The organism is Mycolicibacterium wolinskyi str. Jessa 2025 (assembly GCF_049241375.1).
Classification (GTDB): domain Bacteria; phylum Actinomycetota; class Actinomycetes; order Mycobacteriales; family Mycobacteriaceae; genus Mycobacterium; species Mycobacterium wolinskyi.
Genome location: NZ_CP185960.1, coordinates 1,427,942 through 1,451,562 on the forward strand (window position 1 = coordinate 1,427,942; position 23,621 = coordinate 1,451,562).

Consider the following 23,621-nt stretch of genomic DNA (forward strand, 5'->3'; position numbering starts at 1 on the left):
GTGAACAACCATGATGGTCGACACGGTGTCGCCCGTTGAATGCGTACATGAAGCTGAGAAACACCACCGGCTACCTCGAGGTGCCGGCCGGCGCCGGGCGCGCTGTGCAGATCTGTCGTGGTGACCGATTGCAAGTGATCGACGTTGACGGCGGGCAGGTGGGCGACCTATTCGCCTTCGCGACAGCCGATGTCGGCGAGTATCTGTCGGCCAGCCACACCCGCACGGCAACCGGCAGTCTGTTCCCGCAGATCGGCGATCAATTCGTCACCAACCGCCGTCGGCCCATTCTGACCCTGGCCGAAGACACTTCGCCGGGCACGCACGACATGCTGATCGCCGCGTGCGATCCCGAGCGCTACCGCAAACTCGGTGTCGACGACCACAATTCGTGCGCCGCCAACCTGCAAGCAGCGCTGGCCGAGCTGGGACTCGTCACGGATGTCGTGCCTCAGCCGGTCAATCTGTTCATGAATATCCCGGTCAGCGCGGAGGGCACGTTGAGTTGGCTGCCCGCCGTGAGTCGTTCCGGCGACTCCGTCACCCTCGAAGCGGAAATGGACTGCGTCGTCGTGGTCTCCGCCTGCCCCATGGATCTCAACCCGATCAATGGTGATCGGCCCACTCCGCTCGCCCTACGCATCACAACGCCCCACATCGACACCGAGGAGATTCGAGCATGGCCAACGCACACCCGGCACTGACGGCCCAGCGGGTCGGCACCCTGACACTTGACAACAAGTTCGCCGTCGCGCCGATGACACGCGTGTCGGCAACTCCGGATGGCGCTGCCACTACTGAAATGGCGGATTACTACAGAGATTTCGCGCGCGGGGGATTCGGCCTGCTACTGACCGAAGGTATCTACACCGACATCACCCACAGCCAGGGTTATCTCAACCAGCCAGGCCTGGCCACCGACGCCCATGTTCAGGCGTGGCGGCCGGTGACCGATGGTGTACACGCTCATGGCGTACCGATCGTCGCGCAACTCATGCACGCCGGCGCACTGTCGCAGGGAAATGCGCACGGCGCCGGCACGGTCGCGCCGTCGGCGATCACACCGCGCGGTACGATGCTCGACGAATACGGTGGCTCTGGTAGATGGCCAACCCCGCAGGAAATGACCCGCGATGAGATCGATACTGTGGTAAGCAGTTTCGGCGATGCCGCCGTCCGTGCGCAAGCCGCCGGTTTCGACGGTGTGGAAGTGCACGCGGCCAACGGCTATCTTCTCGACCAGTTTCTGACCGTCTACACCAACACCCGCGATGACGAGTACGGCGGCGGTGTCGCCAACCGGATCAAGCTCGCCGCACGCGTGCTCAGTGAGATCCGCAACCGGGTCGCCGAGGGATTCCTGGTGGGAGTCCGGCTGTCACAGACCAAGGTCAATGACTTCACCTACCGGTGGCCGGGCGGCGCGGCCGACGCGGAGATCATCTTCGCGACACTGGCCGGCACCGGTGCCGACTATCTGCACATCGCCAGCGAGGGCCGCGATTTCATCGACACCGCGCGGTTCTCGGATGGCAGGACCATCACGGCGCTCGCCCGCGAGGTCAGCGGGTTGCCGGTGATGGCCAACGGTGGTATGCACGACCTGCGACAGGCCTCCGACGTACTCGAGGGCGGACATGCCGATCTGTTGTCGGTCGGCCGCGGCGCACTGGCGAATCCCGACCTGCCGAGGCGGGTGGCGGCTGGGGAGGACCTGGAACGGTTCGATCACGAAATGCTCTCGCCGATGGCCACAATTGCCAACGCCCGCAATTGGCGAGCAGCCCAGAGCGTTCACTCATGACCACGCCTTGGCATCGCGGCGCTGCGGCCGTGGCGACACTGACGTTCGACCTCGACGCCGAAACGCCGATCCTCGCGCAGGGGCGTCGCTATGCAGACCACATGATGACCATGGCGCACCAGTCGTACGGGCCTGATGTCGGAGTGCCGCGCATTCTGGATATGCTCGACGAACTTCATGTGCCGGCAACGTTTTTCGTGCCCGGATGGGTGGCCGAGCAGCGGGTCGGGCTGGCGGCCTCGATTGTCGAGCGCGGTCACGAAGTCGCACACCACTCCTACAGCCACCGATCGCCTGTGACGATGACGGCGGCAGAGGAACGCGCGGACTTCGAGCGTGGAATGGAGGTTTTCGCCAAGCAGGACATCGACATTCGAGGACACCGTGCCGCCCTGTGGGGTGCGAGCTGGCAGACTCCGAGTCTGATCGCCGAGTACGGTCTGTCCTACGACTCCTCCCTGATGGGAGACGACCGGCCGTACCGCATCAACACCGACGTCGCCCCCATCGTGGAGTTGCCGGTGCACTGGTCGTTGGACGACTGGGAGCAGTACGCCTACCTGCCCGACCCGCACGTCGGTTCGGTGATCGAGTCACCGGTGAAGGTCGCCGAGATGTGGCGTGCAGAGCTCGACGGGATGCGCCGATACCGGTGTTTGTTCAACCTCTGTGTGCACCCGTTTCTTTCGGGCCGCCCCGGGCGCATCATGGCCCTGCGCGGCGTGATCGAACACGCGCTGGAACTGGGTGACGTCCGGTTCGCGCGGTGCCGCGACGTGGCCGAGGCAGTGGACGGGGACGGCGCGATCCAGCCGCGCACCCTCCGACCGCCGGTCGCGCAAGCGGACGTCTACCCGGACTGACGCAGCGTCGTCAACTCTTCGTCAACTCAAGGCATCGGCTTCCAGCGCCAGGAACAGATCGACCCGGTCCTCGAGTCGAGTCACATCACGTCCGGTCAGCTCGCCGATGCGAGACACCCGGTTACGGAGGGTGTTGACATGTACGTACAGATCGCCCGCGGTGGCCGACCAGTGCCCGTCGTTGCTCAAGAACGTGCGAAGGGTGCGCTCCAGCTCAGTGCCGTTGTGCTCGTCGTTCGTGCGCAACGGGCCGAGGATGTCGTCGGCGAAGCGGCGCAGCAGCGCCCGGTCGTGCAGTCCGAGCAGCATTCGATGGGTACCGACATCGGCGAAAGTGCCGACGCGCGAGTCTTTGCTGCGTCGGCGAAGGACCTGGCACACTTCTCGGGAGCCGATCAGCGGTTCGCGCAGTTCCCTCGAATCGGCCGCCGGTGCACCGATCCCCACCACGACACGGTGTTCCGGAAAGCGTCGGCGCACTGCGTCGGACAGCTGATGACAGAACCCGGCGAGGTCCTCGCCGGTGCTGCTCCAAGGGAACACGACCACAGTGTCCTGGCTGCCCGCCACCACCACCGCCGGGATGCCACGGCGCCGGAAGAACCCTTCGATCTCGTCGGTGGAACCGGCGGGTCGCACCGGCTCGTCGCCGACCACCATCGTGATGACGGCCAGCTGCGCGGCGGGGTCGATGCCGAACGCCCGCAATCGATCCTGAACATCGGCAGCCCGAGCGGCACCGGACAGGATCATCTCCAGCAGCTCGCTGGAGAAGCGTGACTCTATCGCATGCAGCGCTTGCTGTTTGGTGACCTCGAGGCTGAGGAATCGCGCGGCCTGATCGATCGCGTCACGCTCGACTCCGCTGAGTTCTGCCAGCGGACGCAGGCAGAACAGCCCGGCGTCGATATCGCCCATTGCGCCTTCGACGAGGTACACCGATGCCAGCCCGGCGCCTGGCAGATCGACTTCGAGCGGCGGTGGCCGACGAGCCAGCGCCTCGGCGGCCGCCCGGTCGGTGTCGGCGTCGGTACCGGGCGCATCGCCGGCCAGCCGCCTCCCCATCCTGTCGACCACCAGCAGCGGCAGTTCGTGGTCGCGTCGCAAGACCTCCAGGACGCCTTCGGCGCCGCCGCCGCGCGAGATGGACGTTGCCAGCGCATTGCCGCGGCGGACGAGACGAGCCAGCGCATCCTGTCGTGCCGCACCCTGTATCCGTGCCGCTGTCTCGGTGATGGCGGTGAACGGCACCCTGATCGACACCGTGGCGAGCGGAATTCCCGCGACGACACAGGCTTTGACGAGATCGTCTGGGGCGACTGGTGTTTGCGCGGTGAGACCGAAGATCAGTCCGGCGGCGCGGGCACGTTGCAGCGCGGCGACGAACTCGCCGGCGGTCACTGAATCGCGCCACAAGCCGTTGGTCAACACCAGTTCCGTGGGCCGGATGTAGGGCGACGGGTCGGGCAGTTCGGTGTTGTGCAGCCACAGCACCTCGCTGTCGAGCGCGTCGACCGGACCAGGCGTCAGCAGGGTGAGTTCCAAGGTGGTGTCCGCGAGGAGTGTCTGCAGGCTCAGCATCGGTGTATCTACATCCATTCAAACGGGCAGTTTGTGGATGTTTATACACTCGGCGCCTTCAGTTCGCGGTGTTTCGATGAGCGGTAGTCAATCAGCGAGGAGCCGCCGATGTCCACCAGTCCGCTTGAGACCAGGTCGCGCACTCAGGGGTCTGACCCAGCCGTACCGTTCGACGCGCATGGCATCGAACCCATTCCCGACGACAGTCGGGACTGTTCACCGTGGGAACTGTTCTGGATCTGGGCCGGCGCCAACATCGCGCCCATCAACTGGGTGCTCGGTGCACTCGGGATCACGCTTGGTCTGAGCCTCGTCGAGACACTCGCGGTCGTCGTGGTGGGAAACCTTCTCGGCTGCAGCGTCTTCGGCCTCTTCAATGTCGTCGGCCACCGCACCGCGGTGAATCAGATGGTGCTGGGCCGGGCACCGTTCGGCCGGCTCGGTGCCATCGTGCCGGGCGTGGCGCAGTTCCTGCTCACGATGGGCTGGGTCGGGGTGAACACCTGGGTGGTGCTCGACCTGGTGCTGGCCGTCCTGGCGGAACTCGGCGTCACCGGCGGGGCCTGGCTGGATTTTTTGGTAGCCGCGGGAATCATGGCGGTGCAACTCGGTCTGGCGTTGTACGGGTTCTATGCGATCCGCAGCTTTGAGAAGTGGACCGTGCCGGCCACCGTGGTCGTGATGGCGGCGATGACCGTGCTGGCGATCGCGACCACCGATATCAATTGGAGTTTCGCCGGAGCCGAGCTGCAGCCCGGCGAGAAGATCACGGCGGTGACACAACTGTTGACGGCCATCGGCATCGGCTGGGGTCTGACGTGGATCCCGTATGCGTCGGATTACAGCCGATTCGTTCGCGTCGGCGCGTCGGCCCGCGCGGTGTTCTGGTCGTCTTCGCTGGGCATGTACATCCCGACGGTGTGGTTGGCCGCACTCGGAGCGTGTCTGGCCAGCGCAGGCGGCGGCAGTGACCCGTCGGCCCTGGTGGTCGGGACGTTCGGCGTAATGGCCGTCCCCGTGTTGCTACTGCTGGTGCACGGTCCGATCGCAACCAACATCCTGAACCTCTACTCGTGCTCGCTCGCGGCGTTGTCGATCGGAGTGCGGGCCACGCGATGGAAGGTGACTCTGATCGCCGGATTGGTGGCCTCGGCGGTGCTCGCGGTGTTCGTCAACGCCGACAGCTTCGCGCATGCCTTCGACAACTGGATGGTCTCCATCTTGGTTTGGATCAGCCCGTGGGCGGCCATCATGCTGGTGGACTACTTCGCAATTCGCCGTGGCCGTCTCGACACCGACTCGCTGTATCTGCCGGCTGAGGCGTCTATATACGGAATGTTCAACTCCGCCGGGTTGACGAGCCTCGCAGCAGGCGTCGTCGCCGGCTGGGCATGGCAGTACGGTCTCGTGCCGGCAATGCAGGGCCCGCTCGCGACCGCACTCGGCAACACCGACTTCTCCTGGCTGTCAGGGAGTCTCGTCGCCGGCATCCTGTACTTCGTGCTCGCTCGGCGTACGGTGCGGGCATGACCGACGACAGCAAACTACCGCAGGTTGTAAGCGCAACGGAACTGTCGAACAGCTTCCTCGGCAAACTGATCGAGGTCTGCTTCGTCACCGCCGACCACCGGCGCACGATGGAAGGCCTCGTGCGGCTGGGCATCGGGCCGTGGCGGGTGTACACCTTCGACTCCGCCACTGTCACCGAGCGGACCTACCGCGGGGAGACGGCGGACTACGGCATCAAGGTGTGCTTCGCTGACGTCGGAGACCTGGCTGTAGAGATCATGGAACCGCTGTACGGGCCGTCGATCTTCCAGGAGTTCCTCGATACCCACGGCGAGGGCATCCAGCACATTGCCTTCGACTGCGACGAGAAGCCGTGGCAGGACCGGCTGGGCGAGTTCGGGCGTCGCGGATTCCCGCTGGTGCAATCGGGCCGGTTCGTCGACGCCAACGCCTTCGCCTTTTTTGACACCGAGTCGGCGACCGGCACCGTATTCGAAACCTATTCGATCCCTTCGGATTTCGTGTGGCCGGAGCCCGAGGAGTGGTACCCGGCCCCGCCGCCGCCCGGGCAGGCGCCGCCGGTGCGGCCGCAACGGCATTAGGGACACAGGCGCTGCCCGCTGGCACCCAAGGCGCACGCTCGCAACCATCGGCATCCGCTCAGCTTTCGCGGCGGCCCGGTTCTGCCGGACGATGTTCGCGCGCATGGCCAGCAGAAGTACGGCGGGCGCAGCCATCAACGCCAGCTCCTCGAACAGGTCGGCCATCACGCATGCGGTCCGGCGGCGACGCTGTCGGCCAGCCGGTCGTAGACCTGCCACCAGATCAGCTCGTGCTCGACGACGCCGATGTCACCGCGCGCGAGCCATTCGTCGGCCTCAAGTAGCACGGCCGCGAGCTCGGCGAGCCGGTCACGGTTCGCCTCGGCCGTCGCATCGGGGTAGCCGAGCATCGTCGTCACGAGCATGCTGCGCACGCGCGTGCGTGCGTCACCCGCCATCGCGAACGCGACGACGCCCGCGCCGAGGGCAACCGCGGTGGACGCGCCGAACACCGCCCACGACGTCATGGTCCCGGTCAGCACGATCTGGCACAGCAGCCACACCATGAAGCCCCACACCGGCCAACCCCGCGCGAGCCGCAGCCAGCGGCGTTCTGAGCGGCTCAACCCGGGCGGGTAGACCACCAGGCGGTACTGCACGATCCCGAATCGGCCGGGCCGGATCTCGACCGACCCCCACGCACGGGTGCCGTCGAGCAGGCGCTCGCCGAAGCGACGCAACGCCCCGGTGTTCATACCTCCGGTGTACCCCGGCCCGCGGCCCTCATACCCGGCCCGAACGGATTCTTTACGCCGCTGCCGCCTCCCTTTGCAGTCTGAGTATAGATCTCTATACTCAGCTGCATGGCCGAAAGACTCCCCGCCCGCCTCGCCGACCACCCGACAGTGCGCGCGGTGCGGGCCCGCAGTGCAGCGCCGCCGCCGCGCGTGATCGACGCCGATTGGCTGCGTCAGCTGTGCCTGGACGCGGGAGCCGACGACGTCGCCTTCGCCGGCGTCGACGATCCCGCGCTGGAATCCGAACGCGAGCATGCCGGCGTGGCGTTGCCCGGCGTGCGCAGCTACATCTCGCTCGTGGTCAAGATGAACCGCGACAACGTCCGGTCCACCGCCCGCAGCGTCGCCAATCAGGAATTCCACCGCAGCGGCGAGATCATCAACGAGGCCGCCCACCGGATCACCCGCGCACTGGAGGATGCCGGCCACCGCGCGGTGAACCCGTCGGCCACCTTCCCGATGGAGATGGACCGGTTCCCCGGCCGGATCTGGGTCGTCGCACACAAACCGATCGCGGTGGCCGCGGGCCTTGGCGTGATGGGCATCCACCGCAACGTCATTCATCCCCGCTTCGGCAACTTCATCCTGCTCGCCACCATTCTGGTCGGCGATCCGATCAGCAGTTACGGTGCACCACTGGACTATTCACCGTGCCTGGAATGCAAACTGTGCGTGGCGGCCTGCCCGGTCGGCGCGATCGGAAAGGACGGCGAGTTCGACTTCCTCGCCTGCTCGGTGCACAACTACCGCGAATTCATGGGCGGGTTCACCGACTGGGCGCAGACCATCGCCGACAGCGCAGACGCGGCCGACTTCCGCTCGCGGGTAAGCGATTCCGAGAACGCGTCGATGTGGCAGAGCCTGTCGTTCAAGGCGAACTACAAGGCTGCCTATTGCCTGGCGGTGTGCCCGGCGGGGGAGGACGTCATCGAGCCGTACCTCGACGACCGCAAGGGCTTCATGGACCTGGTGCTCAAACCGTTGCAGGACAAGAAGGAAACGCTCTACGTGCTGCCGAACTCCGCGGCCAAGGCGCACGCCGAGAAGCGGTATCCACACAAGACCGTGAAGGTCGTCGACAGCGGCATCCGCGGGCGGTGAACGGGAACTACCAGGCGTGCACGGTGTTCTGGGCCGGCTCGAGACCTTGGGCGATCAGCAGTTCGGTCGCGTCGGCGGCCTGTTCGCAGATCGTCGGAACCTCGGCCCGCTCGGCGGCGGTGAAGTTCTCCAGCACAAACGCTGCCGGGTCCTTGCGACCCGGCGGGCGTCCCACGCCGATGCGTACGCGCTGAAAGTCCTTGGTGCCCAACGCTGACGCCACCGAGCGGAGCCCGTTGTGCCCGCCTTCGCCGCCACCGAGCTTGAGCCGGATCCGGCCGAAGTCGATGTCGAGCTCGTCATGAAGAACCACGACGCGTGAGGCCGGAACCGAATAGAACTTCGCCAACGGCCCGACCTGGCGGCCTGATTCGTTCATGTAGCAGCGTGGCTTGGCCAGCACCACCGGTGCACCGGCGAGCCGGCCGGTCGCCACCTCGGCACCGGATTTCTTGTGCACCTTGAAGGCCGAGCCCATTCGCCCGGCCAACAGGTCGGCCACCATGAAGCCGAGGTTGTGCCGGGTCTTGGCGTAGGCGGGCCCGGGGTTTCCCAGGCCCACCACCAGAAGCGGCTCGGCCACGAAGGATTACTCGACCGACTCTTCGGCTGCCTCGGCCGCGGGCTCCTCGGCGGCCGGAGCCTCGGCGGTCTCGCCCGCACCCTCGGCCTCGAGGTCCTCGGCGCTCGGGGCCTCGACGACGTTGATCACCAGCAACTCGGGATCCGAGATCAGGTTGACGCCCGCGGGCAGCGCGATCTGGCCCGCGGTGAACTGCGTGCCTGCCTCGACGCCCTCGACCGAGACGGTGAGCTGCTCGGGGATCGACAGGGCTTCGGCCTCGATCTCGATGGTGTTGGCGTCCTGGGTGACCAGGGTCCCCGGCTGCGCCTCACCCTCGACGACGACGGTGACCTCGACGGTCACCTTCTCGCCGCGCTTGACCACGAGCAGGTCGGCGTGCTGGATGTTGCGGCGGATCGGGTGGATGTCGAGCGCCTTGGTGAGCGCGAGCTCTTCCTTGCCGTCGATGTCGAGCGTCAGGACGGCGTTGGTGCCTGCCTTACGCAGCACGGCGGCGAACTCGTGGGCGTTGAGCTCGAGGTGCTGGGGGTCGGTGCCATGGCCGTAGAGCACGGTGGGCACCAGGCCGGCACGGCGGGCCTGGCGCGACGCGCCCTTGCCGGTGCGGGTGCGGACCGTCGCGGTCAGCTTGTTGGTGGCATTGGTTTTTGCGGCCTTGGCCATTGTGTTGCTCCTCATATGCGGTACTGCGGTCATTCGTCAGCACGGCCAGGGTCGCAACACTTACAGAAGTTCCCGTCGATAACGGTGGTCCACATGGTCCACCCTCGCCGTGACGCCTGGTCAGGTTAGCAAAGGCAGGGCGCGGTTCCCAAAACGGCGTCAGCGGTCGAGCGGATAGGACACCCCGGTGAGCTGCTCGGACAGGTCCCACAACGCCTTCTGGGTCTCCGTGCGCTTGGCCAGTGGACTGCGCCCGACGGGCTGGGTCGGGCCGAACTGCCCGAACCGTGGCCCGATGAAGCTGTCGCCCGGCACGTCCTGGGACACGGCGTACAGCGTCTGGCGGGCCCCGAACTCGGGTTCGGTGGCCATGAACCGGTTGCCCGCCGCGGCCATCCGCGAGCCGAACCGGCTACCGGTGTGGCCCTGCAGGTTGGTGGCCGAGTAGCCGGGATGGGCGGCGACCGCACGCACCTGCGAACCGGACGCCGACAGCCGGCGCTGCAGCTCAGAGGTGAACATCAGGTTCGCGAGCTTGGACTGCCCGTAGGCCAGCCACGCCGAGTACGGGCGCGACTTCCAGTTCAGGTCCCGCAGGCTGATGACGCCGATCCAGTGCATGAGCGACGACACCGTGACCACGCGATCGGAGATCTTGGGCAGCAACAGATTCGTCAGCGCGAAGTGGCCGAGATGGTTGGTGCCGATCTGGCTCTCGAAGCCGTCGGCGGTGCGGCTCAGCGGGACCGCCATGATGCCTGCGTTGTTCACCAGGACGTCGACGGTCTCGACGGTGTCGGCGAACTCGTGGACCGAGGCCAGGTCCTGCAGGTCGAGCTTGCGCACCTCGACCGTCCCGCCCGTCATGGTCGCCGCGGCGGCCGTGCCCTTGTCCAGATTGCGGACGGCGACGATCACCTTCGCGCCGACGCGGGCCAGCTCGCGTGCGGTGATGAGGCCAAGCCCGCTGTTTGCGCCGGTGACGACGACGCTGCGGCCGGTGAACGAGGGCAGGTCGGCGCTGGTCCATTCGGTCATGCGGACAACTTACTTCTTCGCGACCGTGAACCCCGAGATGATCGATTCGATGTCGGCGGCCTGCGCCTCGGCTTCGTCGGCGTACGTGGTGACTGTCAGCTGGATCAGGTACCGCTGCGGAGGTGCCTCGACGGTCGTGGGGATCACGACGCGGTTGTAGCTCTGCATGCGCCTGCCGTTGAGGTCGTAGCTGCCCTCGATCATCGCCGACGGGAAACCACGCCAGTCGTCGGTCGAGGCGTTGAGCTGTTTGAAGTTCTCCGACAGTTGGGCATCGGCGTAGCCGTGGTCCTTGAGGGCCTGCGGCACGTCGAAGTCGCCGTGCAGTTTGAACACCAGCAGCATGGCCGTCGGATACGTGTCGCCCTTGGCGATCATCCGGGTGCGGGGCGCCAGGTTGGGATTGTTGTACGGGTGCCAGCCCGGCGGGGTCGGCATCGTGATCGTTAGGTCCGGGATGTCTTCCGGTGCGACCGGTTCGCCGACGACGCCCGAGTTCTCCAGGTACTGCCACAGCGGCACGGGCGGCGCGTCGGACGACGACGTGGTGGTCGTGGTCGTCGTCCAGATCGACTGGTAGTCGGGGGTCTCGGCGCCGCACCCGGTGAGCAGCACGGCCGCCGCGGCGCCGACGGCGATCAGCCGGTTCACAGAATCTCTTGCACCGAATCGATCGGCCGGGCCAGCCGGGTTCCCTTGGCGGTGACGACGAACGGACGCTCGATCAGGATCGGATGCTCGGCCATCGCATCGAGCAACTCGTCGTCGGACGCATCGGCCAAACCCAGCTCGGCATAAAGGGATTCGCGCTTGCGCACCGCGGTGCGCACGTCGATGCCCGCGTCGGCGATCAACTTCTTCAGCTCGAGGCGCGTCGGCGGCGTCTTGAGGTACTGCACGACCTCGGGCTCAATACCGTTGCCGCGCAACAACTCCAACGTCTTACGTGACGTCGAGCATTTGGGGTTGTGATAGATGGTGGCTTCGGTAGCCACTAGGCCGACCCGTCGAAGAGGCTGGTGACCGAACCGTTGTCGAACACCGCGCGGATGGTGCTCGCGAGCAGCGGCGCGATCGACAGCACAGTCAGCTGCGGGAACTGCTTGTCCTCGCCGATCGGCAGGGTGTTGGTGACGATCACCTCACGCGCCCCGCACGACGCCAGCCGCTCGCGGGCCGGATCCGACAGCACGCCGTGAGTGGCCGCGATGATGACGTCCGCGGCGCCGTCCTCCTTGAGCAGTTTGACCGCGCCGGCGATCGTGCCGCCGGTGTCGATCATGTCGTCGGTCAGGATGCAGGTCTTGCCCCTCACCTCACCGACGACGCGGTTGGACTTCACCTGGTTGGGCACGAGCGGATCGCGGGTCTTGTGGATGAATGCCAGCGGCACGCCGCCCAGCGAATCGGCCCACTTCTCGGCGACGCGCACGCGGCCCGAATCGGGGGAGACGACCACCATGTCGTGGTCGGAGTAGTTCTCGGCGATGTAGCCGCACAGCAGCGACTGCGCGCGCATGTGGTCGACCGGGCCGTCGAAGAAGCCCTGGATCTGGTCGGTGTGCAGGTCGACGGACACGATGCGGTCGGCGCCCGCGGTCTTGAGCAGGTCGGCGACCAGTCGCGCGGAGATCGGTTCGCGGCCGCGGTGCTTCTTGTCCTGACGCGCGTAGGGATAGAACGGCAGGATCGCGGTGATGCGCTTGGCGCTGCCGCGCTTGAGCGCATCGATCATGATGAGCTGCTCCATGAGCCACTGGTTGAGCGGCGCCGGATGGCTCTGCAGCACGAATGCGTCGCTGCCGCGCACGGACTCGTCGAACCGGACGAAGATCTCGCCGTTGGCGAAATCGCGCGCGGTCTGCGCCGTCACATGGACGTCGAGTTCCTTGGCGACCTGTTCAGCCAACTCCGGATGGGCTCGGCCGGAGAACAGCATCAGGCTTTTGCGATTGTCGGTCCAGTCCGTGGCCACTGTGTGCTGCCTTCGCGGTCGGGAATCGATACGGGCCAATCGTACGTAGCGTTTCCTGGTGCTCGTAGCCGGGTTACCAGATTGCCAACGGAAAACGTCGAGTTAGTCTCTTTCGCCCCGCGCTTTGCGCGCGGCTTCCGCGGCCGCCGAGCCGGGGCGTTTGCGCTCGACCCAGCCCTCGATCGTGCGTTGTGCGTTGTCGGAGACGGCCAGCGCACCGGGCGGGACATCTTCACGCAGCACGGTCCCGGCGCCGGTGTAGGCACCGTCACCGACGTTGACCGGCGCGATGAACATCGTGTCCGAGCCGGTGCGGACATGCGAGCCGACCGTGGTGCGGTGCTTGCTCTCGCCGTCGTAGTTGACGAACACGCTCGATGCGCCGATGTTGCTGTGGTCGCCGATGTCGGCGTCTCCGACATAGGTGAGATGCGGCACTTTGGTGCCGGTGCCGATCTTGGCGTTCTTGGTTTCGACGAACGCGCCCAGCTTGCCGTCGGCGCCGAGCGTGGTGCCGGGCCGCAGATAGGTGAACGGGCCGACGGTCGCGGCCTCGCCGATCACTGCGAGCTGTGCGTGCGTGCGGATCACCGAGGCGCGGTCGCCGACCTCGACGTCGGTCAGCGTGGTGTCCGGGCCGATCTCACAGCCGCTGCCGATCTCGGTCGTGCCGAACAACTGCGTGCCGGGCCGGACGACGGTGTCGCGCCCGATCGTCACGTCGACGTCGATCCACGTGCTAGCCGGGTCGATGATCGTCACCCCGGCGCGCTGATGTCCGGCGACGATGCGCCGGTTCAGTTCGGCACCGAGGTCGGCGAGTTGGACCCGGTCGTTAACGCCCGCGACGAGCGCACTGTCGTCGACGTGCTCGGCCTGCACCGGCAGACCTTGATTGCGGATCAACGCGATCGCGTCGGTGAGGTACAGCTCGCCCTGGGCGTTGTCGGTGCGCAACTGCGTGAGCGCCGAGCGCAGCGCGGCCGCATCGAAGGCATACACCCCGGAGTTGATCTCGGCGACCGCACGCTGCGCCTCGTCGGCATCGGCGTGCTCGACGATCGCGGTGACCGCGCGGTCGGCGTCACGGATGATGCGGCCGTAGCCGGTGGGGTCGGCCAGCGTGGTGGTCAGGATGGTCACACCCGCGCCCCGGTGGGCTGCGGCCAGACCGGCGAGCGTCGCACCGTCGAGCAGCGGAACGTCGGCGGTGGTGACGATGACGGTGCCGCCGAAATCGCTCGGCAGCCCGGCCATGCCGACACTGACCGCGTGCCCGGTGCCGAGTTGCTCGTCCTGCACGACGGCGGTGGCCACGCTGCTGACCCTGGCCACCTCGGCGCTGACCTGTTCACGACCATGTCCGACGACCACGACGATGTGGCTGGGCGTCAGCGCGGTGACCGCGTGCAGCGTGTGGGCCAGCATGCTGCGCCCGCCCACGGCGTGCAGGACTTTGGGGATGGCCGACCGCATCCGGGTACCCGCGCCCGCGGCCAGGACGATCACGGCGGTTTCGGTGGTGGACACCAATCTCCTCCTCCGCGAGCGACCGTGTCTGTACAAAAACACGCCGTCAACGCTGTCAGTTTGGGGTCACTCGCGCTGCTTGAGCTCCGTCGCCAGGACTCGAACCTGAACTATCTGAACCAAAATCAGAGGTGCTGCCGATTACACCACGACGGAATGTCCGGGTGAGACTCTAGTCGAAAGGGCTAGCCTGATACGCGTGGCAGCACCCGATAAGGAAGTGCGTGCACCTCGCGCCCGGATGACCGGTAGCGAGCGGCGGCAACAGCTCATCGAGATCGCCAAGTCGCTGTTCGCCGAACGCGGCTATGACGGCACCTCGATCGAGGAGGTCGCGCTGCGTGCGAACGTCTCGAAACCCGTCGTCTACGAGCACTTCGGCGGCAAGGAGGGGCTGTACGCCGTCGTCGTGGACCGGGAGATGTCGGCGCTGCTCGACGGCATCACGTCGTCTCTGACCAACAACCGGTCCCGAGTACGGGTCGAGCGGGTCGCGCTCGCGCTGCTCACCTACGTCGAGGAACACACCGACGGCTTCCGCATCCTCATCCGCGATTCGCCCGCGGCGATCACGTCGGGCACCTACGCCACGTTGCTCAACGACGCGGTCAACCAGGTGGCCTCGATTTTGGCCGGCGACTTCTCCCGGCGCGGTCTCGATCCCGACCTGGCCCCGCTGTACGCGCAGGCCCTCGTCGGGTCGGTGTCGATGACCGCGCAGTGGTGGCTCGACGTCCGGGAGCCGAAGAAAGAAGTGGTCGCCGCGCATGTGGTCAACCTCATGTGGAACGGGCTGACCCACCTCGAGGCCGATCCGCACCTCGAAGCCGACTAGCTAACCCATATCCCGCGCGAGCAGATCGGCCGTCGTCTCGCGGCGCACCAGCAGTCGCGTCGCACCGTCGCGCACCGCGACCACGGGCGGGCGGCCCACCATGTTGTACGTCGACGCCATGCTGTGGTGATAGGCGCCCGTCCCGGCCACCGCCAACAGGTCGCCGGGATGGATGTCGGCGGGTAGGTCGACGTCGCGCACGATCTCGTCACCGGCCTCGCAGTGCCTGCCCGCGACCGTGACCCGCATCGTCGGCCCTAGCGCGTGCCGGTTGGCAAGCGCCACAGTGTATTTCGCGCCGTAGAGTCCGACCCGCGGATTGTCGCTCATGCCGCCGTCCACTGCGACGAACGTCCGCCCGCCGGGCTGGGCCTTCACGGCGCAGACCCGGTACAGCGTGACGCCCGCGCGGGCGCTGATCGCCCGGCCGGGTTCGACCACCAGCCGCGGCCGCGGGAACCTTTCGGCGGCGCATGCGCTGTCGAGGGCTTCGTCGATGACGCCCGCAAGCGCGCCCAGGTCGAGCGCGGCGTCACCCCCGACGTAGGGAACCCCATGCCCGCCACCGATGTTCAGCTCGGTCAGCACCACGCCGTGGGCGTGGCGAATGTCGGCCATCGCGGTGATCAGCCGCCGGATCGCCTCGCCGTACAGCAGCGGATCGGTGACCTGTGAGCCGATGTGGCAGTGCAAGCCGACCAGGTCGAGCTGTGGTGTGGCCAGGACCCGCGCCGCGGCCTGCGCGGCCTGCCGGTCGGCGAGCGTGAAGCCGAACTTCTGATCGCACACGCCCGTCGCGACGGCCCGATGGCCCGCGATGTCGATGCCCGGCGTCACCCGGATCAGTACGCGTTGACGCTTACGTGCGAGCCCGGCCAGGTAGGCGATCTCCATCGACGAATCCAGCACGATGCGCCCGACCCTGACGTCGACCGCGTTGCGCAGGTCATCGCACGACTTGGCGTTGCCGTGCAGCACGATGCGTTCGGGGGCGACGCCGCCGGCCAGTGCCGTCGCGAGCTCACCTGCCGAGCACACGTCGAGCCCGAGACCCTCCTCGGCGACCCACCGCGCCACCGCCGTGGTCAGCAGGGATTTCCCCGCGTACACCACCTCGGTCCCGCGCAGTGCCTCGCGGTAGCGCTGTGCCCGCGTCCGGAAGTCGGTCTCATCGAGCACATAGGCGGGGGTGTGGAACTCGTCGGCGATGTCGGTCAGCGCCACCCGGCCGACGGTGATCCGGCCCTGCGCGTCGACTCCGGTGGTGAGCGGCCAGATCGCCGGATCGAGGCGCGGGGTGGCGGCGTATCGCAGCGACGGCAGGATGTCCAGCAATGTCATGACTTCACGGTGGACCGCGCTGGTGAGACGGTCAGCGGGCTTGACGGTCTCTTTACGTCACCGGGCCCAATCCTGACGAACTGACGCCGCCTAGGATGGAGCAATCATGACCGCACCGGGGCACACCCATGTCCAGACCCCGATCGCGGGTCTCGTCGAGCTGGCATTGTCCGATCCGTCCCTGCAGGACGTCATTCGTCGTGCCGCAGGCCGGCCCGCCGATCTGGCGTTGGTCGGACCGGCCAGCGCACGCGTGCTGGTGACTGCCGCGCTGGCCCAGAACGGCCCGTTGCTCGTGGTGGCGGCCACCGGGCGTGAGGCCGACGATCTGACCTCCGAGCTGCGCGGCGTGTTCGGCGACGCGGCCGCGCTGTTCCCGTCGTGGGAGACGCTGCCGCACGAGCGGCTGTCACCGGGCGTCGAGACGGTCGGCGCGCGGCTGCTGTTGCTGCGCCGGCTCGCCCATCCCGACGACGCGACGCTCGGCCCGCCGCTGCGGGTCGTCGTGACGACGGCCCGGTCGCTGCTGCAGCCGATGTCACCCGATGTGGTCAACGTGGAGCCGGTGCAGCTGTCGCTCGGGCAGGACGCCGACTTCGACGACGTGATCGCGCGGCTCGTCGACCTGGCCTACACCCGCGTCGACATGGTCGGCAAACGCGGTGAGTTTGCGGTCCGCGGCGGCATCCTCGACGTGTTCCCGCCCACTGCCGAGCATCCGGTTCGCGTCGAGTTCTGGGGCGACGAGATCTCCGAGATGCGCATGTTCTCGATCGCCGACCAGCGGTCGATCCCCGAGATTCCGGTCGAGACCGTGGTCGCGGTGCCGTGCCGCGAGCTGTTGATGACACCCGACGTGCGCGAACGTGCCGCCGCGCTGGCCGCGGAGCACCCGACGCACGAGAACACCGTGCCGGGCAGCGTGCCGGACATGCTCGCCAAGCTCGCCGAAGGCATCCCGGTCGACGGCATGGAAGCGCTGCTGCCGCTTCTGCATCCGGTCGAGCCGACGACGCTGACCCACCACCTGCCCGACGGCGCCCCGGTTCTGGTGTGCGACCCGGAGAAGGTGCGCACGCGCGCAGCGGATCTGATCAAGACGGGCCGCGAGTTCCTTGAGGCGTCGTGGTCGACGGCCGCGGTGGGTGGCGACGCCCCGATCGACATCGAGGCGCTCGGTGCATCCGGCTTCGTGCCGTTCAGCGAGGCGCGTGACGGTGCCCGCAAGGCCGGCCACCCGTGGTGGACGCTGTCACAGCTGTCGGACGAGTCCGCCACCGAACTCGATCTGCGTCCGGCGCCATCGGCCCGCAGTCAGCAGAGTCTCGAAGAGATCTTCGCGATGTTGCGGGCGCACGTCTCGACCGGCGGCTACGCCGCCATCGTCACGCCCGGCACCGGCACCGCGCACCGCGTCGTCGAGCAGCTCGCCGAATCCGACATCGCGGCAACGATGTTGGAGCCCGGCACGGCGCCCAAGGCCGGCGTCGTCGGCGTGCTCAAAGGTCCGCTGCACGACGGCGTGATCCTGCCCGGCGCCAATCTCGTCATCATCACCGAGACCGACCTCACCGGTAACCGCGTGACGGCCTCGGAGGGCAAAAAGCTTGCCGCCAAACGGCGCAACGTCGTCGACCCGCTGGCGCTGACCGCCGGCGACCTGGTGGTGCACGATCAGCACGGCATCGGCAAGTTCGTCGAGATGACCGAGCGCGTGGTCGGCGGGGCGCGGCGGGAGTACCTGGTGCTGGAGTACGCGTCGTCGAAACGCGGCGGCGGGTCGGACCGGCTGTACGTGCCGATGGATTCGCTCGACCAACTGTCGCGCTATGTCGGCGGTGAAGCGCCGTCGCTGTCCAAGCTCGGCGGCAGCGACTGGGCCAATACCAAAACCAAAGCGCGCCGGGCGGTTCGGGAGATCGCCAGCGAGCTCGTCGCGTTGTACGCCAAACGCCAGTCCGCACCCGGTCATGCGTTCGGCCCCGACACGCCGTGGCAGGCCGAGATGGAGGACGCGTTCGGGTTCACCGAGACCATGGATCAGCTGACCGCGATCACCGAGGTCAAGGCCGACATGGAGAAGCCGGTGCCGATGGACCGCGTGATCTGCGGTGACGTGGGCTACGGCAAGACCGAGATCGCGGTGCGGGCCGCATTCAAGGCCGTGCAGGACGGTAAGCAGGTTGCGGTGCTGGTGCCGACGACGCTGCTGGCCGATCAGCATCTGCAGACGTTCACCGCACGTATGGCCGGGTTCCCGGTCACGGTCAAGGGCCTGTCGCGGTTCACCGATCCGATGGAGTCCCGCGCCGTCATGGAAGGCATGAAGGACGGTTCGGTCGACATCGTCATCGGCACCCACCGCCTGCTGCAGACCGGCGTGACGTGGAAAGACCTGGGCCTCATCATCGTTGACGAGGAGCAGCGGTTCGGCGTCGAGCACAAAGAGCACATCAAGTCGATGCGCACCCACGTCGACGTGCTGACCATGAGCGCGACCCCGATCCCGCGCACCCTGGAGATGAGCTTGGCCGGCATCCGCGAGATGTCGACGATTCTCACCCCGCCCGAGGAGCGCTACCCGGTGCTGACCTACGTCGGCCCACACGACGACAAGCAGGTGGCCGCCGCGCTGCGCCGCGAGCTGCTGCGCGACGGGCAGGCGTTCTACATCCACAACCGCGTGCGCTCGATCGACCAGGCCGCCGCCCGTGTGCGCCAGCTCGTTCCGGAGGCCCGGGTCGTCGTCGCGCACGGTCAGATGAACGAGGAGACCCTCGAGAAAACCGTCGAGGGCTTCTGGAACCGCGAGTACGACATCCTGGTCTGCACCACGATCGTCGAGACCGGCCTGGACATCTCGAACGCGAACACGCTGATCGTCGAGCGGGCCGACACGTTCGGGCTCTCGCAGCTGCACCAGTTGCGCGGCCGCGTCGGCCGTAGCCGGGAACGTGGCTATGCCTACTTCCTGTATCCGCCCGAGGTGCCGCTGACCGAGACCGCCTATGACCGCCTGGCGACCATCGCGCAGAACAACGAGCTGGGCGCGGGCATGGCCGTGGCCATGAAGGACCTGGAGATCCGCGGCGCGGGCAACGTGCTCGGTGTCGAGCAGTCCGGACACGTCGCAGGCGTCGGCTTCGACCTGTACGTGCGGTTGGTCGGCGAGGCCGTCGAGGCCTATCGGGCGGCCGCCGACGGGAAAACCGTTGCCACACCTCAGGAACCGAAAGAGGTACGGGTCGACCTTCCGGTCGACGCACATCTGCCACCCGACTACATCGGCAGCGACCGGCTGCGGCTCGAGGGCTACCGGCGACTCGCCGCGGCCTCCGACGAGGATGCCGTGCGCGCCGTCGTGGAGGAACTCGTCGACCGCTACGGCCCACTGCCCGAACCCGCGCAGCGCCTGGTCGCGGTCGCGTTGCTGCGGCTGCTGTGCCGCGAGTACGGCATCACCGAGATCGGTGCGGTGTCGGCGTCGACGGTGAAGCTGTCGCCCGTGGTGCTTCCGGATTCCGCACAGTTGCGGCTCAAGCGCATGTACCCCGGCGGGCATTACCGCGCCACCACGTCGACGGTGCAGGTGCCGTTGCCTCGCGCCGGTGACGGCGTCGGCGCGCCCCGCATCCGCGATCTTGAGCTCGTGCAGTGGGTGGCCGGACTGGTGCTCGTGCTCAACGGACAGACGCCGGGCAGTGTCGACCTGACCGCGAAATTTAATTTCTCGGGCTGATTGCCTGGTAAGCGCGCATTTTGCGCGCCTGTGGCGGTCGAATCGGCGAAACGCTGATAACGCATCCGGGGTGCGGATTCGACATACACCACGGGGGGTCAAGGTGTTGCGTTGTCGTTGAGAAGAGACGGCAAGATCGTCAGCCATAGGGCGGTCATGCAATTTCCTAAACCGAACATCACGCGATTGCCACCGATTGGTGAGTTTTCGCATGACGCAAGGCGAAGGAGTGACCATGGACATCAAGAAGCTCGCAGTAACCACGACGACGGCCGGTGCACTGGGACTCGGCGCGCTCGGCCTGGGCACAGGTCTCGCGCAGGCGGAACCGAATGTGCCTGCGCCACCGCCGATTCCGGGTCCTGCCGTCCCGGATGTGGACGTGCCGGACGTGAACGTTCCCGACGTCGAAGTGCCGGATGTGAACGTTCCCGACGTCGACGTGCCGGATGTGAATTTGCCGGATGTCAACGTGCCGGACGTGAATGTCCCGGACGTCGAAGTTCCGACGGTGCAATTCCCTGAGGTAGACAACTTCTTCGGGCTCCCGAACGGCCACATCCCGCCGGGGCAGCTGAAGAATTCACGGACCATCAACGGTGTCGCGAATCCGTTCTTCGGAATTCCCCCTGGCGAGCTGAAGAAGCTTCCCACGGTGAACGGAATCGTCAACCCGTTCTTCGATGAGGTGCCGGGTCACTGGGTGATCCCGGACGTTCCGTTCCCGCCGGAGTCCTGACTCGCCCGGATGTGACATGATGGCCGCCTTGCCTTCGGGCAGGGCGGCCATCCCGTGTGACCAGGCGCGTCCGGGTCCGGCAACGTGTTGGTATAACCGAGATCAGCGGTCTCGTCGAAATGCGTGAGGGGGTGTTGCCCGATGACCGTCGTATTGGTCGACCCCCGCCGCCCGTCACTCATCCCAGTCGACGCGATCGATCTGCTCACCGGTGATGTGCAGTACACCGAGGAGATGCCGGTCAAGGTGCCGTGGTCGCTGCCTGCCGCGCGCCCCGCCTATGACGGCGACGACGCTCCCGTCCTGCTGTCCTCCGATCCCGAGCATCCAGCGGTCAAGGCCCGTCTCGCCGCAGGCGAACGCCTCATCGCCGCGCCCGAGGCGCAGCCCGGTGAGCGGATCGTCGATGCGGTGGCCATGATGGACAAGCTGCGCACCTCCGGGCCGTGGGAGAGTGAGCAGACCCACGACTCGCTGCGCCGCTACCTCCTCGAAGAAACCTACGAGCTGTTCGACGCGGTCCGCGGCGGCAACGCCGACGAGCTGCGCGAGGAACTCGGCGACGTGCTGCTGCAGGTGTTGTTCCACGCGCGCATCGCCGAGGACGCGCCACACCATCCGTTCAACATCGACGACGTCGCCGACGCGCTCGTCCGCAAACTCGGCAACCGCGTTCCGGCAGTCCTTGCGGGCGAATCCATTTCACTCGACGAACAACTCGCCCAATGGGAAGAACGCAAGGCCCAGGAGCGGTCGGTGAAATCCCGCACGTCCAGCATGGACGACGTGCCCACCGGACAGCCGGCGCTGGCGTTGGCGCAGAAGGTGATTGCCCGCGTGACACAAGCCGGCCTTCCCGCCGATCTGGTGCCGGCGTCGCTGACATCGGTCACGGTGTCGGGCGATACCGACGCCGAAAATGAGCTCCGCACAGCGGTGTTGGAGTTCATGGACACCGTGCGGCTGGTGGAATCCGACGTCGCTGCCGGCCGCCGGGGCGAGGACGTCCCCGAGGAACTCGATGTGACCCCATTGGGCACGATCACCGAGGACGAGTGGCGGACTTACTGGCCGACAGGTGACTTCGCTGCGGCAGAGCCGGAACCCGAAGTCGACGAAACCGCCGACGTCGACGAAGAATCCGCGCCCGACGAGACGCCGGCTGAGGAGCCCACGCCGGACGAGGAATCCGAGCCCGACGAAGCGCAGACCGAATCCGAGGGTCCCTCACAACCCGACCGCGCCGACGACTGAGCCCGACCTTCGCGCGGCTCTGGGCTAGGTGCCGTGCTGCCCGCCTAATAGCGACAATGTCGCGGAAATCGCCACATGCGCCGCATAAACCTCTGGTGTCTCAGCTGCCGGATCACACCGCTACCCTCAGCACCATCCACCACGTCCGTCGCACGTTTTCGGCTGCCGCGTTGACTCATCAAAAATGCCCGTTTTGCTGATTCGTTGCCTCATTTGAAAATGCCCGCGTGCGGTGTGTCGTGGGCGGTGAGGTTGCGGGGTGGGCTAGGGCCGGAGGATGGGGTTGACATTGGCTGAGCGCATGGCGGTGACCCGGGCGATCGCGGTTCGGTATCAGCGGGCCGGCAGGGCCACGATTCTGGATGAGTTGTGTGCGACGACGGGCTGGCATCGTGATCATGCCCGTAAGGCGTTGCGGGGTGCGCTGGTGCCGCGAGTGGTGCGGGCGCGGCGGCCACGACCGCCCACGTATGGCCCGAAAGTGGTTGAGGCTCTCGTGTTTTGTTGGGAAGTACTGGGTATGCCGGCCGGTAAACGGCTGGAACCGATGCTGGGTGAATTGGTGGTGGTGCTGCGCCGGTGCGGCGAGTTGGTCATCGACGACGCTGTGGCCGGGCAGCTGGTGGCGATGTCGGCGGCCACCATCGACCGCCGACTGGCCTCTGAACGCAAGAAGTACCAGCTCAAGGGCCGTTGTAGGACGAAACCGGGAACCTTGCTCAAATCGCAGATCCCGGTGCGCACCTGGGCGGCGTGGGATGACGCGGTGCCCGGCTTCGTCGAGATCGATCTGGTCAGCCACGACGGCGGCAACCCCGCCGGGGTGCATGCCTGGACGTTGACCGTCACCGATATCGCCACCGGCTGGACCGAGACCCGCAGCATTTTGGGCAAAGCGCAGAAACGGGTGATGGCCGCACTCAACGAGATCGTGGTGGTGATGCCGTTTCCGATCCGAGGGGTCGACTCCGACAACGGATCGGAATTCATCAACTTCACCTTGCTCGAGTGGTGTCGCAAGCGGCGCATCACCTTCACCCGGTCACGGGTGGGCAACAAGAACGATGGCTGTCATGTCGAGCAGAAAAACTGGACCACGGTGCGGGTGATGGTCGGCTATCACCGCTACGACACGGCCGCGGAGTTGGTGTTACTCAACAAGATCTGGGAACTTCAGTCACTGCTGGCCAATTACTTCTATCCACAGCAAAAGCTCGAATCGAAGGTGCGCACCGGCGCAAAGGTGACCAAGAAATACGAAAAAGCCCGCACTCCGTACCGGCGTGCGCAAGCGGATAAGACGACCACCGTCGAGGAGGTCAAACGCCTCACCGAGGTCTACGCCGATCTCAATCCGGCCGCCCTGCAACGCCACATCCAGGCGCTGTGCTCCGAGCTGCTCACGTTGACTACCAGCAAAGCTGGCCCGCGGCCAAAACCCCACCCTCGGCGGGCACCCGAATCTGAGGCAACGAATATTTCAGCCGCCGGCGCCTAACCCGCCAGCCCATCCGGGCACCCACAAATGAGGCAACGATCCCAGCCGGGCATTTTCCAAATGAGGCAACGAATCCCCCCGCGGGCATATTGACATGAGGCAACAGGCTGCCCGCATTACAGCGACAAAGTCGCTGGCGGTCGGCCGACCACTCGAAATTTATTGCCAGATACATCAACCATTCGAGCTCCACGTTCCGCGTTTGAAGCGTGATGGCGGTCCCGGG

21 protein-coding genes and 1 tRNA gene are annotated in these 23,621 nt (G+C 66.7%); 11 read left to right on the forward strand and 11 right to left on the reverse strand.

Translation table 11 applies throughout. The features are described 5' to 3' along the window. The first annotated feature begins 47 nt into the window (after window positions 1–47). Genes ACOI2T_RS07215 through ACOI2T_RS07225 form a run of 3 tightly spaced genes read left to right on the forward strand, consistent with a single transcriptional unit; the run spans window position 48 to window position 2,667 of the window. Entirely contained in the window at window positions 48–704 is a 657-nt protein-coding gene (locus tag ACOI2T_RS07215) for a DUF1989 domain-containing protein (RefSeq protein WP_409504912.1), read from the forward strand. Then, a complete protein-coding gene (locus ACOI2T_RS07220) occupies window positions 680–1,804 on the forward strand; it encodes an NADH:flavin oxidoreductase (protein ID WP_409504911.1) in 1,125 nt (374 codons plus the stop codon). The genes ACOI2T_RS07215 and ACOI2T_RS07220 overlap by 25 nt, the downstream gene beginning before the upstream one ends. Then, the gene (locus ACOI2T_RS07225) at window positions 1,801–2,667 is read left to right on the forward strand and encodes a polysaccharide deacetylase family protein (protein ID WP_409504910.1); all 867 of its coding nucleotides are present in this window, start codon (window positions 1,801–1,803) and stop codon (window positions 2,665–2,667) included. The genes ACOI2T_RS07220 and ACOI2T_RS07225 overlap by 4 nt, the downstream gene beginning before the upstream one ends. 21 nt (window positions 2,668–2,688) lie before the next feature. On the opposite strand, the gene ACOI2T_RS07230 is transcribed toward ACOI2T_RS07225, so the two are convergent. Next, window positions 2,689–4,266, reverse strand: coding sequence for a helix-turn-helix domain-containing protein (locus tag ACOI2T_RS07230; protein ID WP_409504909.1), 1,578 nt, complete (start codon window positions 4,264–4,266; stop codon window positions 2,689–2,691). A 90-nt stretch (window positions 4,267–4,356) separates the two neighbouring features. Here ACOI2T_RS07230 and ACOI2T_RS07235 point away from each other — a divergent pair, with 90 nt between their 5' ends. After that, window positions 4,357–5,778, forward strand: a complete 1,422-nt coding sequence (locus ACOI2T_RS07235) for a cytosine permease (protein WP_409504908.1) — start codon at window positions 4,357–4,359, stop codon at window positions 5,776–5,778. Continuing rightward, complete coding sequence (locus ACOI2T_RS07240; protein ID WP_409504907.1) at window positions 5,775–6,359, forward strand: VOC family protein; 585 nt, start codon at window positions 5,775–5,777, stop codon at window positions 6,357–6,359. The genes ACOI2T_RS07235 and ACOI2T_RS07240 overlap by 4 nt, the downstream gene beginning before the upstream one ends. Window positions 6,360–6,523: 164 nt before the next feature. Here ACOI2T_RS07240 and ACOI2T_RS07245 read toward each other — a convergent pair whose 3' ends face one another. Then, window positions 6,524–7,054 carry a DUF6611 family protein gene (locus ACOI2T_RS07245; protein WP_409504906.1) on the reverse strand — a complete coding sequence of 177 codons (531 nt, stop codon included), beginning with the start codon at window positions 7,052–7,054 and terminating at the stop codon, window positions 6,524–6,526. Between the two features lie 108 nt (window positions 7,055–7,162). Here ACOI2T_RS07245 and ACOI2T_RS07250 point away from each other — a divergent pair, with 108 nt between their 5' ends. Further along, entirely contained in the window at window positions 7,163–8,197 is a 1,035-nt protein-coding gene (locus ACOI2T_RS07250) for a 4Fe-4S binding protein (RefSeq protein ID WP_409504905.1), read from the forward strand. Window positions 8,198–8,204: 7 nt separating this feature from the next. Here ACOI2T_RS07250 and pth read toward each other — a convergent pair whose 3' ends face one another. From pth to ACOI2T_RS07290, 8 genes are all read right to left on the reverse strand, one after another. Continuing rightward, the gene (pth, locus tag ACOI2T_RS07255) at window positions 8,205–8,780 is read right to left on the reverse strand and encodes an aminoacyl-tRNA hydrolase (protein WP_409504904.1); all 576 of its coding nucleotides are present in this window, start codon (window positions 8,778–8,780) and stop codon (window positions 8,205–8,207) included. Between the two features lie 6 nt (window positions 8,781–8,786). Next, entirely contained in the window at window positions 8,787–9,446 is a 660-nt protein-coding gene (locus ACOI2T_RS07260) for a 50S ribosomal protein L25/general stress protein Ctc (protein WP_409504903.1), read from the reverse strand. Between the two features lie 159 nt (window positions 9,447–9,605). Beyond that, window positions 9,606–10,484 (reverse strand): oxidoreductase, encoded by an 879-nt coding sequence (locus tag ACOI2T_RS07265; protein ID WP_409504902.1) that lies wholly within the window; start codon window positions 10,482–10,484, stop codon window positions 9,606–9,608. Between the two features lie 9 nt (window positions 10,485–10,493). After that, window positions 10,494–11,135 (reverse strand): LpqN/LpqT family lipoprotein, encoded by a 642-nt coding sequence (locus ACOI2T_RS07270; RefSeq protein ID WP_409504901.1) that lies wholly within the window; start codon window positions 11,133–11,135, stop codon window positions 10,494–10,496. Continuing rightward, window positions 11,132–11,479, reverse strand: coding sequence for an arsenate reductase (glutaredoxin) (arsC, locus tag ACOI2T_RS07275; RefSeq protein ID WP_409504900.1), 348 nt, complete (start codon window positions 11,477–11,479; stop codon window positions 11,132–11,134). The genes ACOI2T_RS07270 and arsC overlap by 4 nt, the downstream gene beginning before the upstream one ends. Beyond that, a complete protein-coding gene (locus ACOI2T_RS07280; RefSeq protein ID WP_067844389.1) occupies window positions 11,479–12,459 on the reverse strand; it encodes a ribose-phosphate diphosphokinase in 981 nt (326 codons plus the stop codon). Before ACOI2T_RS07280 ends, arsC begins: the two co-directional genes overlap by 1 nt. Before the next feature lie 102 nt (window positions 12,460–12,561). After that, window positions 12,562–13,935, reverse strand: a complete 1,374-nt coding sequence (gene glmU, locus ACOI2T_RS07285; protein ID WP_421877237.1) for a bifunctional UDP-N-acetylglucosamine diphosphorylase/glucosamine-1-phosphate N-acetyltransferase GlmU — start codon at window positions 13,933–13,935, stop codon at window positions 12,562–12,564. Between the two features lie 138 nt (window positions 13,936–14,073). Continuing rightward, window positions 14,074–14,145 (reverse strand) — tRNA-Gln (locus ACOI2T_RS07290). Window positions 14,146–14,230: 85 nt separating this feature from the next. On the opposite strand from ACOI2T_RS07290, the gene ACOI2T_RS07295 reads away from it, so the two are divergent. Next, entirely contained in the window at window positions 14,231–14,824 is a 594-nt protein-coding gene (locus ACOI2T_RS07295; RefSeq protein ID WP_067844396.1) for a TetR/AcrR family transcriptional regulator, read from the forward strand. Here the strand turns inward: ACOI2T_RS07295 and lysA are convergent, their stop codons facing one another. Next, on the reverse strand, window positions 14,825–16,165 hold the full coding sequence (gene lysA, locus ACOI2T_RS07300) for a diaminopimelate decarboxylase (protein ID WP_409504898.1): 1,341 nt from the start codon (window positions 16,163–16,165) through the stop codon (window positions 14,825–14,827). Between the two features lie 106 nt (window positions 16,166–16,271). Between lysA and mfd the strand changes: the two genes are divergently transcribed. The 4 genes from mfd (at window position 16,272) to ACOI2T_RS07320 (ending at window position 23,395) form a co-directional block, all read left to right on the forward strand. After that, window positions 16,272–19,904: a transcription-repair coupling factor gene (mfd, locus tag ACOI2T_RS07305; protein WP_409504897.1), complete on the forward strand. Its 3,633-nt coding sequence runs from the start codon at window positions 16,272–16,274 to the stop codon at window positions 19,902–19,904. A 235-nt stretch (window positions 19,905–20,139) separates the two neighbouring features. Continuing rightward, on the forward strand, window positions 20,140–20,643 hold the full coding sequence (locus tag ACOI2T_RS07310; protein WP_409504896.1) for a hypothetical protein: 504 nt from the start codon (window positions 20,140–20,142) through the stop codon (window positions 20,641–20,643). Between the two features lie 141 nt (window positions 20,644–20,784). Then, window positions 20,785–21,897 (forward strand): nucleoside triphosphate pyrophosphohydrolase, encoded by a 1,113-nt coding sequence (locus ACOI2T_RS07315; RefSeq protein ID WP_409504895.1) that lies wholly within the window; start codon window positions 20,785–20,787, stop codon window positions 21,895–21,897. A gap of 277 nt (window positions 21,898–22,174) precedes the next feature. Then, entirely contained in the window at window positions 22,175–23,395 is a 1,221-nt protein-coding gene (locus ACOI2T_RS07320) for an integrase catalytic domain-containing protein (RefSeq protein ID WP_409504894.1), read from the forward strand. Window positions 23,396–23,621 lie beyond the last annotated feature (226 nt).